Annotated in this window: 14 protein-coding genes; 9 read left to right on the top strand and 5 right to left on the bottom strand. The window is 61.0% G+C overall.

The window, feature by feature from the left end; all coding sequences use genetic code 11:
* Window positions 1-79 precede the first annotated feature (79 nt).
* The 3 genes from modA (at window position 80) to modC (ending at window position 2,895) form a co-directional block, all read left to right on the top strand.
* Window positions 80-868: a molybdate ABC transporter substrate-binding protein gene (gene modA, locus HFO71_RS14635; RefSeq protein ID WP_131640878.1), complete on the top strand. Its 789-nt coding sequence runs from the start codon at window positions 80-82 to the stop codon at window positions 866-868.
* Between the two features lie 261 nt (window positions 869-1,129).
* Window positions 1,130-1,831, top strand: a complete 702-nt coding sequence (modB, locus tag HFO71_RS14630; protein ID WP_131640935.1) for a molybdate ABC transporter permease subunit — start codon at window positions 1,130-1,132, stop codon at window positions 1,829-1,831.
* Window positions 1,828-2,895 carry a molybdenum ABC transporter ATP-binding protein gene (gene modC / locus HFO71_RS14625; protein WP_131640879.1) on the top strand — a complete coding sequence of 356 codons (1,068 nt, stop codon included), beginning with the start codon at window positions 1,828-1,830 and terminating at the stop codon, window positions 2,893-2,895. Before modB ends, modC begins: the two co-directional genes overlap by 4 nt.
* 3 nt (window positions 2,896-2,898) lie before the next feature.
* Here modC and HFO71_RS14620 read toward each other — a convergent pair whose 3' ends face one another.
* Entirely contained in the window at window positions 2,899-3,273 is a 375-nt protein-coding gene (locus HFO71_RS14620; RefSeq protein WP_077977991.1) for a winged helix-turn-helix domain-containing protein, read from the bottom strand.
* A 210-nt stretch (window positions 3,274-3,483) separates the two neighbouring features.
* On the opposite strand from HFO71_RS14620, the gene rsfS reads away from it, so the two are divergent.
* The 6 genes from rsfS to HFO71_RS14590 all read left to right on the top strand — a co-directional run bounded on the left by rsfS (window position 3,484) and on the right by HFO71_RS14590 (window position 9,304).
* Window positions 3,484-3,927, top strand: coding sequence for a ribosome silencing factor (rsfS, locus tag HFO71_RS14615; protein ID WP_003589592.1), 444 nt, complete (start codon window positions 3,484-3,486; stop codon window positions 3,925-3,927).
* Between the two features lie 118 nt (window positions 3,928-4,045).
* The gene (gene rlmH / locus HFO71_RS14610; RefSeq protein WP_131640880.1) at window positions 4,046-4,528 is read left to right on the top strand and encodes a 23S rRNA (pseudouridine(1915)-N(3))-methyltransferase RlmH; all 483 of its coding nucleotides are present in this window, start codon (window positions 4,046-4,048) and stop codon (window positions 4,526-4,528) included.
* 189 nt (window positions 4,529-4,717) lie between these two features.
* Window positions 4,718-6,121, top strand: a complete 1,404-nt coding sequence (locus tag HFO71_RS14605; protein WP_168341067.1) for a murein hydrolase activator EnvC family protein — start codon at window positions 4,718-4,720, stop codon at window positions 6,119-6,121.
* Entirely contained in the window at window positions 6,111-7,433 is a 1,323-nt protein-coding gene (locus HFO71_RS14600) for a S41 family peptidase (RefSeq protein WP_020052177.1), read from the top strand. Before HFO71_RS14605 ends, HFO71_RS14600 begins: the two co-directional genes overlap by 11 nt.
* A 77-nt stretch (window positions 7,434-7,510) precedes the next feature.
* The gene (locus HFO71_RS14595; protein WP_131640882.1) at window positions 7,511-8,707 is read left to right on the top strand and encodes a divergent polysaccharide deacetylase family protein; all 1,197 of its coding nucleotides are present in this window, start codon (window positions 7,511-7,513) and stop codon (window positions 8,705-8,707) included.
* A 63-nt stretch (window positions 8,708-8,770) separates the two neighbouring features.
* Window positions 8,771-9,304, top strand: a complete 534-nt coding sequence (locus HFO71_RS14590) for an RNA pyrophosphohydrolase (RefSeq protein WP_131640883.1) — start codon at window positions 8,771-8,773, stop codon at window positions 9,302-9,304.
* Between the two features lie 134 nt (window positions 9,305-9,438).
* Here the strand turns inward: HFO71_RS14590 and bfr are convergent, their stop codons facing one another.
* The 4 genes from bfr to HFO71_RS14570 form a co-directional block, all read right to left on the bottom strand.
* Window positions 9,439-9,924, bottom strand: a complete 486-nt coding sequence (gene bfr, locus HFO71_RS14585; protein WP_131640884.1) for a bacterioferritin — start codon at window positions 9,922-9,924, stop codon at window positions 9,439-9,441.
* A complete protein-coding gene (locus HFO71_RS35830) occupies window positions 9,890-10,288 on the bottom strand; it encodes a (2Fe-2S)-binding protein (RefSeq protein ID WP_245006937.1) in 399 nt (132 codons plus the stop codon). The genes bfr and HFO71_RS35830 overlap by 35 nt, the downstream gene beginning before the upstream one ends.
* 122 nt (window positions 10,289-10,410) lie before the next feature.
* The gene (locus HFO71_RS14575; RefSeq protein ID WP_131640885.1) at window positions 10,411-13,875 is read right to left on the bottom strand and encodes an error-prone DNA polymerase; all 3,465 of its coding nucleotides are present in this window, start codon (window positions 13,873-13,875) and stop codon (window positions 10,411-10,413) included.
* The gene (locus tag HFO71_RS14570) at window positions 13,872-15,317 is read right to left on the bottom strand and encodes a Y-family DNA polymerase (protein ID WP_338150486.1); all 1,446 of its coding nucleotides are present in this window, start codon (window positions 15,315-15,317) and stop codon (window positions 13,872-13,874) included. The genes HFO71_RS14575 and HFO71_RS14570 overlap by 4 nt, the downstream gene beginning before the upstream one ends.
* Between the last annotated feature and the right edge of the window lies 1 nt (window position 15,318).

The raw sequence follows: 15,318 nt of genomic DNA, 5'->3' as shown, positions 1-15,318 counted from the left end.
TTTTCATGGATATATCCCTAGCCAAGACGCCTCACCCGTTATATTCGTTGCAATATTTCGAATCCCGAGGGGAATGATCATGCAGAACCGCAGCCGATGGCTGAAACTGGCAATCGCCGCGATCGCCGCCCTCTGGCTTGGCACAGCAGCGCTTCCGGCGCCTGCCGCCGCCGAAAAACTTATCGTCTTTGCGGCGGCGAGCCTCAAAGATGCGCTCGACGCCGCCAATGCCGCCTGGGCGAAGGAAAGCGGCAAGGAAGTCGTCGTATCCTATGCGGCGAGCGGCGCGCTGGCCAGACAGATCGAAAACGCCGCACCCACCGATATCTTCATCTCGGCCGACCTCGACTGGATGGACTACCTCGCCAAGAAAAACCTGATCAAGGCCGATACCCGTTTCAACCTGGTCGGCAACCGCATCGTGCTCGTTGCCGAAAAGGCCAAGGCAAAACCGGTCGAGATCAAGCAAGGCTTCGATCTCGCCGGGCTTGTGGGTGACGGCAAGCTTGCCATGGGCGAGCCGAAATCGGTTCCGGCCGGTAAATACGGCATGGCCGCGCTCGAAAAGCTCGGCGTCTGGAAATCGGTCGAAACCAAGGTCGCCGGCGTCGAAAGCGTGCGCGCCGCCCTGGCCCTCGTCTCCCGCGGCGAAGCGCCTTATGGCATCGTCTACCAAACGGATGCGGCAGCCGATAAGGGTGTCGCCGTCGTCGGCACCTTCCCCGCCGAGTCCCATCCGCCGATCATCTATCCGATTGCGATCCTCGCCGAGAGCAAAAATCCGGATGCATCAGCCTATCTCGACTTCCTGAAATCCGACAAGGCTGCTGCCTTCTTCACGGCGCAGGGTTTCACCATCCTGAAGTGATTGAGGCCGGAAATGATTGCGGATTTGCACGTCAGTGCCTGACTTGAGGCTCACATCACGATGTTTCAGTCTGCTGACGAGGACCGCTAACTACTCTATCGTCATGCTCGGGCTTGTCCCGAGCATCTGCATCCGGTCGATTTTTGCATAGGCAGCAGATCCTCGGCACAAGGCCGAGGATGACGCCGAGTAAAGAGCGTGATTTGCAACAACTGGCTTGCATGTGCGAGCCTTCATTTTTGAGAGGAATAGAAGCGCTTGCTGGACGCTCTTGGCTTGAGCAATGAGGAATGGACGGCGATCCTGCTCAGTCTGCGCGTCTCGATCGTCGCCATGCTGGCAAGCCTGCCCTTCGGCATCCTCGTCGCCCTGCTGCTTGCCCGCGGCCGCTTCTGGGGCAAGTCGGTGCTGAACGGCGTCGTTCACCTGCCGCTGGTCCTGCCCCCGGTGGTCACCGGCTTTCTTCTTCTCATCCTGTTCGGCCGCCGCGGTCCGATCGGCAGCCTGCTCGACGAGTATTTCGGCATCGTCTTGTCTTTCCGCTGGACGGGTGCCGCACTGGCCTGCGCCATCATGGCCTTTCCGCTGATGGTTCGCAGCATCCGTCTGTCGATCGAGGCGGTCGACCGCAAACTGGAGGAGGCGGCCGGAACGCTCGGCGCCGGCCCGGTCTGGGTCTTCCTGACGATCACCCTGCCGTTGACCCTGCCCGGCATCATCGCCGGCATGATCCTCTCTTTTGCCAAGGCGATGGGCGAATTCGGCGCGACGATCACCTTCGTCTCCAACATTCCCGGCGAAACCCAGACGTTGTCGGCGGCGATCTACACCTTCACCCAGGTGCCGGGCGGCGATGCCGGCGCGCTCCGCCTGACGCTCGTCGCCGTCGTCATTTCGATGGCCGCCCTGCTCGCTTCCGAATTCCTTGCCCGTCTCGCTGGCCGGAGGATCGACCCGGAATGACGCTGATCGTCGAGGCAAAACAGAGGCTCGGCGCCTTTTCGCTCGATGCCGCCTTCACCTCCGACCGTGGCGTCACCGCGCTGTTCGGCCGTTCCGGCTCCGGCAAGACCTCGATGATCCGCATCATCGCCGGCCTTGCCCGCCCGGATGAAGGCCGCGTCGTCCTCGATGGCGAGCCCCTGACCGAAACCGCAACCGGTATTCTCGTCCCGAAACATCGCCGCCGCTTCGGTTATGTCTTCCAGGAAGCGCGGCTTTTCCCGCATCTCAGCGTTCGCACCAATCTCTCCTACGGCCGATGGTTCGCGGCGAGAACGGCGCGCGGCGAGAGCTTCGACCGCATCGTCGACTTGCTCGGTATCGAGACGCTGCTCGCGCGCAGCCCCGCGAAGCTGTCCGGCGGCGAGAAGCAGCGCGTCGCCATCGGCCGCGCGCTTCTCTCCTCCCCTCGCCTGCTGTTGATGGACGAGCCGCTCGCCGCCCTCGATGAGGCGCGTAAGACCGAAATCCTGCCTTATCTAGAACGATTGCGCGACGAAACCGACATCCCGATCGTCTATGTCAGCCACTCGATCGCCGAGGTGGCGCGGCTGGCAAACCAAGTCGTCGTCATGCGCGACGGCAAGGTGGAAGCGACCGGCCCTGCCATCGACATATTGAGCCGCCCCTCCACCGCCTCCGACCGGCGCGAGGCCGGCGCACTGCTGGAAGGCACGGTGGAAAGCTTCGATGCGCGGCACCATCTATCGACGGTCGCGCTGAAATCCAGTCGGCTCCATATTCCGGGTGCGGCCCTTGCGCCCGGCAAATCGGTCCGCATCCGCATTCCCTCCCGCGATGTTATGCTCGCGACCGCAAGGCCCGAGGGGCTCAGCGCGCTGAATATCCTGGAAGCAAGGATAGAGGGGATGTCGTCGACCGAGGACGGAACGGTGGAAATCCGGCTCGATTGCGACGGCGATATCATTCTTTCCCGGATCACCACACTGTCCTGCGAGCGTCTGGATCTTCGACCGGGAAGGGTGGTTTTCGCCGTCATCAAGACAGTTGCCCTGGAGGCCTGATCATCAGCGCTCGCCCTGCTGCAGGTTGCGCTTGGCCTCGAGCCAGGCGAGATCTTCGGCAAGGCTCGTGCGCATCGTCCTTTCCATCCGGCGGAAACGACCGAGCAATTCCTCGCCGAACGGCGTCAGCGCCGCGCCGCCGCCCCTCTGCCCGCCGCGTTGCGATTCCACCACCTGTTCGTTAAACATCCGGTTCATCTCGCTGACCAGCAACCATGCCCGCCGGTAGGACATGTCCATCGCCCGCCCGGCGGCCGAGATCGATCCGGTCTGGCGGATATGCTCCAGCAGTTCCATCTTGCCATGGCCGAGTCGATCCTCATCCGGGAAGCTGATTCGCAGGACGGGCACGAGTGTTTTTGCGGCTGAGTCGGTCATTGAATCTGGAGATCGTGGAATTTGCTGCACTTTACGCTGCGGCATGGAAACTGTACACCGCCCGCACGAGGCCGCCCCGAGCAGTCAAATACTTCAATTCGAACGGCAGATCGGATTTTCGGCCGTTCTGTACCTTAGCATGTCTTGAAACATTAATGGTTTGATGCCTATCTTAACCATGATCCGGTCGCGATCGGATCTGTGTTGTGCATAGTTTGTCATTCCAGGAAAGGGAAAGCACTGACAACAGTACACGCCAAGGGAAAAACGTTCGCCGTTATCCCGAAGAGTGCGGAACGTGGCGCCGATGCCGCCGCCCGTGCCCTAGAAACCGTCCTCGCCAGCCTCGAGGACTCCAAAGCTGAAGATATCGTCACCATCGACATTGCCGGAAAATCGGCGCTGGGAGACTACATGATCGTCGTCTCCGGCCGCTCGAACAGGCATGTCATGGCGATCTCGGATCACCTGCTCACCGACCTTAAGGACGACGGCCTCGGTACGGCCCGCGTCGAAGGTCAGGAAGGCGGCGATTGGGTCCTGATCGACACCGGTGACATTATCGTGCATGTGTTCCGTCCCGAAATCCGCGAGTTCTACAACATCGAAAAGATGTGGGCGGCTCCGGATATGGATGAAGAAACACGGCACTGACTGGCGAGCCGGCATTCTGTCCGGCGCCTGAGACGTGGCATTGGCTGGCCGGCAAACATCATAAGCCGGCCGGTGGCGCGGTGTGCGCCCGATGTGCCGCATGAGCGGGAGCGGATGAATGCGAATAGGTCTTTTTGCGGTGGGACGGCTGAAGTCCGGCCCGGAAAAGGATCTTGCCGCCCGTTATTTCGACCGTTTCGCCAAGGCCGGCCCTGCCGTCGGCCTCGAATTTACCCGCGTTGCCGAAGTTGCCGAAAGCCGTGCCTCCAATGCGGAGACCCGCAAGCGTGAAGAGGCGGCGATGCTTCTGAAATCGCTTGCCGATGGCAGCATCCTTATTCTTCTCGATGAACGTGGCAAGGCACTCGACAGCGAAGCCTTCGCAAACCTGCTCGGCTCCTATCGCGACCAAGGCAAACGCGAGCTGACTATCGCGATCGGCGGCGCCGATGGCCTCGATCCCTCGCTTTACGACCGTGCCGACGCCACGCTGTGCCTGGGCAAGATGACCTGGCCGCATCAGCTCGTGCGCACACTGATCGCCGAACAGCTCTATCGTGCCGTCACCATCCTGTCCGGCCATCCCTATCACCGCGTCTGATGCCGCATCGGCCCGATGCGTCGGCGCGACACCCCGGCAAGGCGTCGCAATATCACGCAGCCGTGTTTGCTCGGCCACCCCCTTCTCCTGCAAACCTTATGGCAAAGCGCACCAAATCAGCTTAGTCTCCGCGCGATTTGAGAAAGTGCCCCAACACGCATGACGAGAGCATCCACCAGGCGACACCGCATGATCCTGCCGGCTATCGCAGCCGGCGTCGGTGTGGCGGTGATTGTCATGTCGGCAGATCCGTTCATCGTCCGGGCGCAGGATGCCGCGCCCGAGGCGGTACAATCCGCACCGCAGCCGGCAGCCGAGCCCGCGCCGCCGCCCGATCCGGCGGCCGAACTTGCCGCCAAGCGTGATCAGACCCGTGCCGAACTCGAAACTCTGTCGAAAACGATCAGCCTCTCCACCGACAAGGTGAGCACGCTTCAGCAGAGCATCGCCGATCTCGAAAAGAGCACGGAAAGCATCCGCCAGGCACTCATCGATTCCGCTGCCCGCCGCAAGGCGCTCGAAAAGCAGATCCTCGAAAGCGAGAAGAAGCTTGCCGATCTCGGCGTCAAGGAGGATGGCATCCGCCGTTCTCTGCACGAGCGCCGCGGCCTGCTGGCCGAAGTGCTGGCAGCGCTCCAACGCATGGGCCGCAACCCGCCGCCCGCCTTGCTCGTCACCCCGGATGACGCGCTTGGCTCCGTGCGCAGCGCCATTCTGCTCGGCGCCGTCGTGCCCGGCATCCGCAAGGAGACCGACAAGCTTGCCGCAGACCTCGCAAGCCTCGCCGCATTGCAGACTGCAAGTGCTGCCGAGAAAACCTCGCTGACCGCGACGATGACTGATGGCATCGAGGAAGAGCGGCGCATGGACTTGCTGCTTGCCGAAAACGACAAGCTCAGCCGCAGCAACGCCGCCGAACTCGGGGCCGAACGGAAACGCTCGGAGGAACTGGCAGGCAAGGCGACGAGCCTTGAAGGCCTGGTCGCCTCGATGGAATCCGAGATCGCTTCGGTGCGCGACGCCGCCGCTGCCGCCCGCCAGGCGGAGGAGAACCGCAAGCTGCTTACGGACGAGCAGCGCGCCCAGGCCAAGGCGCTTGCCGACAGCGGCGTGCCCGATAAAAACCGCATTGCGCCCGCATATCCGTTCGGAGAATTGAAGGCGAAATTGGAGGTGCCCGTTACGGGCGATATCCTGCGCCAGTTCGGCGATGCCGACGGCACCGGGCACGAGGCCATGGGAATGACGGTCGCCACCAGTCCAGAGACAGTGGTGACGGCGCCTGCGGATGGTCTGGTGGTTTTCGCCGGCGCATTCCGCAGTTACGGCCAGATGATCATCCTCGACGCGGGCGATGGATACCACCTGGTTCTCTCGGGAATGGATACGATCAATACCCGTCAGGGAAAATTCGTTTTCTCCGGCGAGCCGCTTGCCGTGATGGGCGCGAAAAGAGTGGCAAGCGCAACTGCATTGGCGCTGGAAACGAACCGGCCAACGCTTTACATTGAATTTCGAAAGGACGGTAAACCGGTCGATTCCCGGCCGTGGTGGACCGCCAAAGACACTGGAAAGGCACGCAATGATTCGTAGGGCTTCTCTTGTTCTGGTCGGCGCATTGATGGGTGCGACCGCAATGAGCGTCATTTACTCGGCGAGTGTGCCGGCAGAAGCGGCCGGATCCTCGACTTACAAGGAACTTTCGGTTTTCGGAGATGTCTTCGAACGTGTGCGTGCGCAATATGTGACGCCGCCTGCGGAAGACAAGCTGATCGAGAACGCCATCAACGGTATGCTCTCCTCGCTCGATCCGCATTCGAGCTACATGAATTCGAAGGACGCCGAGGACATGCGCACCCAGACCAAGGGTGAGTTCGGCGGCCTCGGCATCGAAGTCACGATGGAAGACGAACTTGTCAAGGTCATCACCCCGATCGACGATACGCCCGCCGCCAAGGCCGGCGTTCTCGCCGGCGACTACATCTCCGAGATCGACGGCCAGTCCGTGCGCGGCCTGAAGCTGGAAGACGCAGTGGAGAAGATGCGCGGCGCCGTCAACACGCCGATCAAACTGACGCTGATCCGCAAGGGTGCCGACAAGCCGATCGAGCTGACGATCGTCCGTGACGTCGTCGCCGTCCAGGCAGTCAAGTCGCGTGTCGAGGACGATGTCGGTTATCTCCGCATCATCTCCTTCACCGAGAAGACCTATCCAGACATGGAAAAGGCGATCAAGAAGATCAAGGACACCGTTCCGGCCGACAAGCTGAAGGGTTATGTTCTCGACCTGCGCCTCAATCCGGGCGGTCTGCTCGACCAGGCGATCAACGTCTCCGATGCGCTGTTGCAGCGTGGCGAAGTCGTTTCGACCCGCGGCCGCAATCCGGATGAAACCCGCCGCTTCAATGCAGGCCCGGGCGACCTGACGGATGGCAAGCCGGTGATCGTGCTGATCAACGGCGGTTCGGCTTCCGCATCGGAAATCGTCGCCGGCGCCCTTCAGGATCTGCGCCGTGCCACCGTTCTCGGCACGCGCTCCTTCGGCAAGGGCTCCGTCCAGACGATCATCCCGCTCGGTGAAAACGGCGCGCTGCGCCTGACCACGGCGCTCTACTACACGCCGTCGGGCCGCTCGATCCAGGGCACCGGCATCACCCCCGACATCAAAGTCGAGGAGCCGCTGCCGGAGGAACTGCAGGGCAAGATGGTGACCGAAGGCGAATCCAGCTTGCGCGGCCACATCAAGGGCCAGAGCGAGACGGACGAAGGTTCGGGCTCCGTTGCCTATGTTCCGCCGGACCCGAAGGACGACGTTCAGCTGAACTACGCGCTCGACCTTCTGCGCGGCAAGAAGACCGATCCGGCCTTCCCGCCGAACCCCGACAAGGCCGTCGTCGCCAAGTGATCGATCAGCTCAAGGCCGGGCACCTCGCCCGGCCTTGAGCCTTTCTGCTGTTTCCCGGTTTTGGAGCGGGCGAAAAATTGGGAACGGACCTGCATGCGCCTTTGGGCCGCAACCGCAAAACCGGCCGCCGGCGCCCAGGTGTCCTGCGCCTCGGCCGTATCGCCGCCAGTCTCTGCCTTTTTGCGATAGGCGGCTTTTCCCTCTATACGGCATTTCGCGGCGATGGGCTCGAACGCGCCAAACCGCCGGCCGCCGAACAAGCGGCAAAACCACCTTCCAATACTCCGCAACCACCAGCGACAGCTGCCAACCAGGCAACGGATGGCCTGCCCCGCGCGGACCCACGCTCTGGTGCCAATGTTGAGCAGATGGTCACCGGCGACGGCTCGGTCGTCACCAAATACAGCCCCCGCCCGCGCGACGGCGGCGGGCCGGTGCTGGTCGACGCCATGCAGATCGGCCAGGATCCGCGCATGGCGGCCCAACCCAATGAAGCACTGCTCGAAGAGACGCCTTTTGGCAGGCTGCCGATTATCGGTCCCGATGGCCGGCGGCCGATGGATCAATATGCGCGTCCCTCGTCCGGCGCGCGCGGCGTCCGCATCGCCATCGTCGTCAGCGGCCTCGGGCTCAGCCAGACCGGAACGCAGCGCGCCATCGCCGAATTGCCGGAAGAGATCACTTTCGCTTTTGCCGCGAGCGGCAACAGCCTGCAGCGCTGGATGCAGGAAGCCCGCCGCGGCGGTCACGAGATCCTTCTGCAAGTGCCGCTCGAACCTTTTGATTATCCGGCCAACGATCCAGGCCCCGAAACCCTGCTGACCATGAAACCGGCCGCCCGCAATATCGAAAACCTGCACAAGGCGATGGGCGAGATCACCAACTATACCGGCGTCATGAATTATCTCGGCGGCCGTTTCCTGTCTGATCCGGCCGCCATGGAACCTGTCATGCGCGACATCGGCAAGCGCGGGTTGCTGTTTCTCGACGATGGCACATCGGCGCAGTCGAAGACCGCAGCGATCGCCAAGGGAACCGAACTGCCCTATGCCTTCGCCGACCTGCAGCTCGACGGCCAGCTCGATGTCAACGCCGTCCTGAAGAAGCTCGACGAGCTCGAGCGCATCGCCCGCAAGAACGGCCAGGCGATCGGCGTCGCTTCGGCTTTCGATGAGAGCGTTGACGCCATCGCCAAGTGGAGCGAGGAGGCCGCGATGCGCGGCATCGAGATCGTCGGCGTTGCCGCCCTTTCCAACGACCCCAAGAATCCTTGAGAATATCCTTGAGATGGGTCCTTGAGAGGTATCCTTGAGAAGAATTCCAGAACGGAGAAGAAGATGAGCCAGGCGACTGTGAAAGCCGAGGATCTGCCCTACCGCCCTTGCGTCGGCGTGATGATCCTGAACCGCGATGGCCTCGTCTGGGCGGGAAGACGCATCTCCGACGGCAATTCCGAATATGACGGCTCGCCGCAGCTCTGGCAGATGCCGCAGGGAGGCATCGACAAGGGCGAGGATCCATTGGACGCCGCCTACCGTGAGCTTTACGAGGAGACCGGCATGAAGACGGTGACCCTGCTTGCCGAAGCGAGAGACTGGATCAACTATGATCTGCCGCCGGCACTGATCGGCATCGGGCTCAGGGGGAAATTCCGCGGCCAGACGCAGCGCTGGTTCGCCTTCCGCTTCGACGGCGACGACAGCGAGATCGCCATCAATCCGCCGCCTGGCGGCCACGAGCCGGAATTTGATGCCTGGGAATGGAAGCCGATGCGGCAACTGCCGGGGCTGATCGTGCCCTTCAAGCGCGCCGTCTACGACCAGGTGGTGGCCGAGTTCCAGCACTTGGAAACACTTCAATCGGAAGACTGATCACGGCAGGATGATCGCCTCCGTTTGCGCTCGGCAATGATGCCTCCGAAGAATGCCGACTGCACCGATTCGCGTTCAACGGCGTCAGATCGCAAACACCGGCCGCCATAGGCGGCCGGCATCCCGTTCGAATATTATTCGGCTTCGTTGGCGGAATCGGCGTTGAGCTGGCCGTATTTGCTCTCGCCGATTTTCTCGAGCAGGTCGATCTGTGTTTCGAGGAAGTCGATATGACCTTCCTCGTCCGCCAGCAGCTCCTCGAAAAGTTTCATCGAAACGTAATCGCCGGCGTCATGACAGATATCGCGCGATTTTTTGTAGGCCGCGCGGGCGTCGTACTCGCCGGCAAGATCGGCTTCCAGAACTTCTTTGACGTTCTGGCCGATGCGCAGAGGTGCAAGGGTCTGCAGATTGGGATGGCCTTCGAGGAAGATGATGCGTGCAACAAGCCGGTCGGCATGGTGCATCTCTTCGATGGATTCGGCACGCTCCTTCTTGGCGAGCTTGGTGTAACCCCAGTCCTCAAGAAGACGAAAATGAACCCAGTATTGGTTGACCGCCCCGAGTTCGAGGAACAACGCCTCGTTAAGCCGCTCGATGACCTTTTTGTCGCCTTTCAATGTCCGCTCTCCTGTTTTCCTCATGGAATTGTTTCAAGCGGGACATGAAATCAAATATTTCGGCCTCCGTCGAGTGGCGACGGGCGTGATAGTCCTCGGTTGTCTGGATAATCAGGTCGACGACGTTGGGGAAACAGCCGCAGCAGCGGCCGCGTTTTTCCATAGCGTGGTAGACTTTCGCAGGCACGATGAGCTGCCAACAGTCTTCATCGAGAAGGTTGGTGATAACCTCCCGGATTTCTTTATCGGTTATGTAATTGCAGCTGCAGACAAGCACGTCTTCATTCCAAACATGACACTGACTATCGTGTTTTCTGATAAAGAAGATGGTGGCTGTCAAGAAAAAATTCGAGCCCCGCATCATTGAATAGCGGTGCCCGATGAGGCCTTCATGCATATCGTCCGGGATTATGCAGCGGTTTCAGGGTGATGACGCCATAAGGCAATTGAAGCGCGCCGCATGGTCTTGATCGATGCGATGCATTTTTAATGAAAGTTGCGTCCGCGCGGCATCACCTGAGCGGTTTCCGCCGCGCCCGCATGGCGGCCCGAGGCAACCACCCGTTTTTCCAGCTCGGCCCTCTCCTGCGCATGTACAAGCTTTTTCTGCCGCTGATCGACACCCGGCCTCAGCACCTCGTCTGCCCGCTCGCAGACGCCGAAACGCCGGGCCTCGCGTTGCAGGATACCGAGCGCCGGCGTCATGTCCTCGATATGCTCGACGACGGTATGGATCACCCCGCTCTGACTTTGCAGCCTGCCGCGGATTTTCACCAGCCGGGCGCCCATCACGACCGAGCGGTATTTGTCGAACATTTTCGACCAGACAATCGCATTGGCGACGCCCGTTTCGTCTTCCAGCGTCATGAAGATCACACCTTTGGCCGAACCAGGCCGTTGGCGCACCAGCACGAGGCCCGCGATCGTCACCCGCTTTCCGTTCGCGACCTTCAACAGATCGACATTGCGCGTCACGCCGGCCTTGCGCAATTCCTCGCGCAGGAAGGACAGCGGGTGCGCCTTCAGCGATAAAGAGAGATAACGATAATCCTCGATGACCTGCTCTCCGGCCAGCATTTCCGGCAGCTTTGCCGCAGGCTCGATCTGGAGGTCGACATGACGGGCCTGCTCGAAAAGCGGCAGCTCCTCGGCAGCACTCTTCACATCCAGCGCCCGCACCGCCCAGAGCGCGTCGCGTCGCGATAGTTTGAGGGATTGGAATGCATCCGCATCCGCCAATCGCTCGATGACGGATTTCTGCAGACCCGACCGTAGCCAGAGATCGCGGACCGAGCTGTAGCCTTCGCCTCGATTGCTGACGAGCCGTTCCATATCGTCTGTCGAAAGGCCCTTGATCTGCCGGAAACCCAGCCGCACCGCATGCCGGGTCCTGATGATCTCGCGCATCTCATGATGTCGAAAATCGATGGCATTCCGATCGAAGGCAGCTTCCTCCAGACCGCAATCCCAGTCCGATTCATTGATATCGACCGGCAGGATCTTTACCCCGTGCTCGCGTGCATCCCGGACCAGTTGCGCCGGTGCATAAAACCCCATCGGCTGGGAATTCAGCATCGCCGCGCAGAAAACGTCGGGATAATAGGCCTTGAGCCATGAGGAAGCATAGACGAGCAGCGCGAAGGAGGCGGCATGGCTTTCCGGGAAACCATATTCGCCGAAGCCTTTGATCTGGTTGAAACACTGCTGCGCGAATTCCTGGGCATAGCCCTTTGAGACCATTCCGTCGATGAACCGCTTTTCGAAGTTACCGATCGTACCCGTTCTCTTGAATGTTGCCATCGCTCTGCGAAGCTTGTCGGCTTCCGCCGGCCTGAACCCTGCTGCGGTAATGGCGATTTGCATGGCCTGTTCCTGGAACAAGGGCACGCCGAGGGTTCTTTCCAGAACAGTTTCCAGCTCCTTGCTCGGATATTCGATCGGAATGTTCTTGGCCCGCTGCTCCCGGCGCTTCAGATAGGGATGCACCATGTCGCCCTGGATCGGACCCGGTCGCACGATCGCCACCTCGATGACGAGGTCGTAGAATCTCGTCGGCTTGAGACGCGGCAGCATGCTCATTTGCGCCCGGCTTTCGATCTGGAAGACACCAAGCGTATCGGCCCGGCCCATCATCTCATAAACCGGCTTGCCCTCATCCCCATGCTCCTTGTTGCCGAGGTCTGCGAGCGTCTTCTTCACGTCGTAATGCAGCTCAAGCAGCGAAAAGGCCTTCCGCAGGCAGGTCAACATACCGAGCGCCAGCACATCCACCTTGAGGATCTTGACGTTGTCGAGGTCGTCCTTGTCCCATTCGATCATGTAGCGATCGGGCATCGCCGTCTTCATGATCGGCACCACTTCGTCAAGCCGGTCCCGCGTGATGACGAAGCCGCCGACATGCTGGGTGAGGTGGCGCGGGAAGCCGAGGAGCTCGGAGGCATATTTCAGCACGTTCCGCGTCACCGGATCCTTGACGTCGAGGCCGGCCGCCTTGGCATCGCGTTCGGAAAGATTGTCCTCCGACCACCCCCAAACGAGACTGCTGATCGCCGACTGGACATCCTCCGACAGCCCGAAGGCCTTGGCGACCTCGCGGCCGGCCGAACGGGTGCGGTAGGTGGTCACCCCCGCCGTCAGTCCCGCATGTTCTCTTTTGTAGTTTTTGTAAATAAACTGGATGACCTCTTCACGCCGGTCATGCTCGAAATCGACATCGATATCCGGCGGTTCGTCACGATCCATCGAAATGAAGCGGTCGAAGAGCAGTGTGCTCTTTTCGGGATCGACTTCCGTTATCTCGAGACAATAGCAGATGACCGAATTTGCCGCCGATCCGCGCCCCTGACACAAGACCTTAAGTTCATAGCGGGCGTGCTGGATGATCCTGTGCACAGTCAGGAAATAGGAGGCATATTTCTTCTGACGAATGAGATCGAGCTCATAATCGATCTGTTGCGCCACTTTGGGCGGGATACCCTCGGGATAGCGTCTTGCCGCTCCCGCTCTCGTCAGCCTTTCGAGTGTCTCCTGCGGCGTTTCGCCGGGATCGTTTTCTGGCGGATAATTGTGCTCCAGTTCCTTCAGCGAAAAGGTCAAGCTGTCGAAAAATACCTGCGTATTCTCGACCGCACCAGGATAGTCCCGGAGGATCCGGGCCATTTCACGTGAATCCTTGAGATAGCGTTCGGCATTCGGCGCCAGCAGGAAACCGGCTTGCGCTATCTGTACATGCTCCCGGATCGCGATCACGACATCCGAAAGCGGCCGGCGTTCGGGATGATGGTAAAGCGGTTGGTTGGTGGCAATCAGCGGCACACGGTTTCGGGCAGCAAGCATGGCAAGCACCGCAAAGACCTGCCTGTCGCGGCCGTCATAGGCTGGCGCCAGCGCCAAAAAAAAAGCCTTGCGGAAGCGTCTGCGAAACCGTTCCAGGTAATCTTCCAGCGTCGACTGAGCCGCCTGATGATCGACAAGGGTGCGATCGGGAACGAGGGCAAGCATCATTTCGTCCCCCCATTCCATGAGTTCCGCTTCCGTCAGAATGCAGCTTCCCTTGACCGCTTCCTCCTTCAGATTGCCGGCGCTCAGAAGACGGCAAAGGTTCGCCCAGCCTCGCCGGTTACAGGGATAGGCGAGGATATCAGGCGTTTCGTCGGAGAAGACGAGACGGGCGCCCGGCTGAATCCGGATAGGATCGAAGATGACCTCCGTCTTTCCTTCCTTCTCCGCTTGGGCCAGAATCGCATCCCTGTTTTTGTATCTCTCCTCAAGCTGCTCCGCCTGTGCATGCGCCCGCACGACGCCTGCAACCGAATTCCGGTCCGCTATACCGAGGCCGCCGAGCTTCAGATAAGCGGCCTGTACGACCATCTCTTCCGGGCCAGAGGCGCCTTCAAGAAACGAGAAATTCGTCCTTGTGCCGATCTCGAAGAATGCGCGCGTGGCTGTCATGCGAACACGCCATGCATGAACCAGCGAGGATCAAGCTCCTGACCATAAAAGCCCCGCCGATAGATCCAGAAGCGATGTCCGGTCTCATCCTCGATGCGGAAGTAGTCACGCGCCTCGGCGTCATCCCCATCGATCCACCACTCCATGGCAATCCGTTCCGGCCCTTCGCTTCTTGCCACCTGATGCTGCATCCGCCGCCAGCGGAAGATCTGCGGCGGACCATCGGGCACTTCGGCAAGTATGGTCTCGACGGGCTCCGGCGTTGGAAAGAGCCGCAGCGGGCGCTCTTCGCGGAAAGGAAGCTGGATGTCCTGCGCGGCCTTCCGCCTGGGAAGGCTCTCCATCACAGGAACCGTGATGACGGCGCGTTCCGGCACATGGCTCTCGCGGAGCTGAAAGCTTTGCAGGCAATCCGCACCAAGCCGGGCCGAGACCCGGTCGACGAAAGCCGAAAGCGAGATCTCTCCCTGACGGTCGCCCTCGAAATCACCCTGCGTCTCGTTGAAGGGATCGTGCCGCAACACATTCAACCGCAGGATCTCGAAGCCATAGCCGGCATCGAGATCGTCATAGACCGCCTGCAATCTCTCGGAAAAAAGCCCGGCGATGAACTTTGGTTCGCGAAGCGGCTGTGAAGCGCCGACGGAGATACGAAAGACCCTGCCGTCGACGCGGAACAGGACCAGTTCGAACACCCGCCCGCCAGCCCCCCGCGCCTCCAGCGACGGCTGCAGCGATAAGGCGACCTGCCTGGTGACGGCAAGGATCTGCTCTTCCGTCCCGATGGGCTCGATCAGGCGACTTTCGGCCGAGAGGCTGGCGACAGGACGCCGGGGCGAGACCGGCTCCTCTTCACGTCCCAGCGCCTGATCGAGACGCAGAAGCAGCTCCGGGCCGAACCGGCGGGTCAGCGGCGCCCGCGGTGCATCGATGACGTCGCCGACATATTTCAGACCGAGTTTCTTCAGGGCATCGACGGTTTGTCCTTCCAGTCGCAAGGCTGCAACCGGCAAGGACATCAGCACATGTTCCGTCTCTTCGTCCTCGATCACGCCGTCTTGCCCGAAGCGGGACGCGGCCCAGGAAAGGCCGGGTGACGATGAGATCGCGCCGCGGGCATCGAACCCCATATGAAAAAGCCGCGACAGCACATCCCTAAGAAGCGCCTTTTCACCGCCGAAAAGATGGGCGCAGCCGCTAATATCGAGAAACAGGCCATCCTTGCCGTCGAACGCCACCAGCGGCGTATAACGGTCGCACCAGTCGGCAATTGCCTCCAGCAACCGGCGGTCGGCTGCCGGATCCTCTTCCGCGACCTCGAGCAGCGGGTACATGGCGCGCGCTTCGGCAACGCCCAGCTCCTTCCTCAGCCCCAGCCTTTCGGCCAACTCGTCCAGTGCCGTCAGCCGCATGGCATTGTTGAGCTTGCCGGAACAGACGATA

It is taken from the genome of Rhizobium laguerreae (assembly GCF_019778565.1).
Taxonomy (GTDB): Bacteria; Pseudomonadota; Alphaproteobacteria; order Rhizobiales; family Rhizobiaceae; genus Rhizobium; species Rhizobium laguerreae.
Note: the sequence above shows the minus strand (reverse complement) of the source record. Positions and strands in the feature narration are given on the sequence as shown.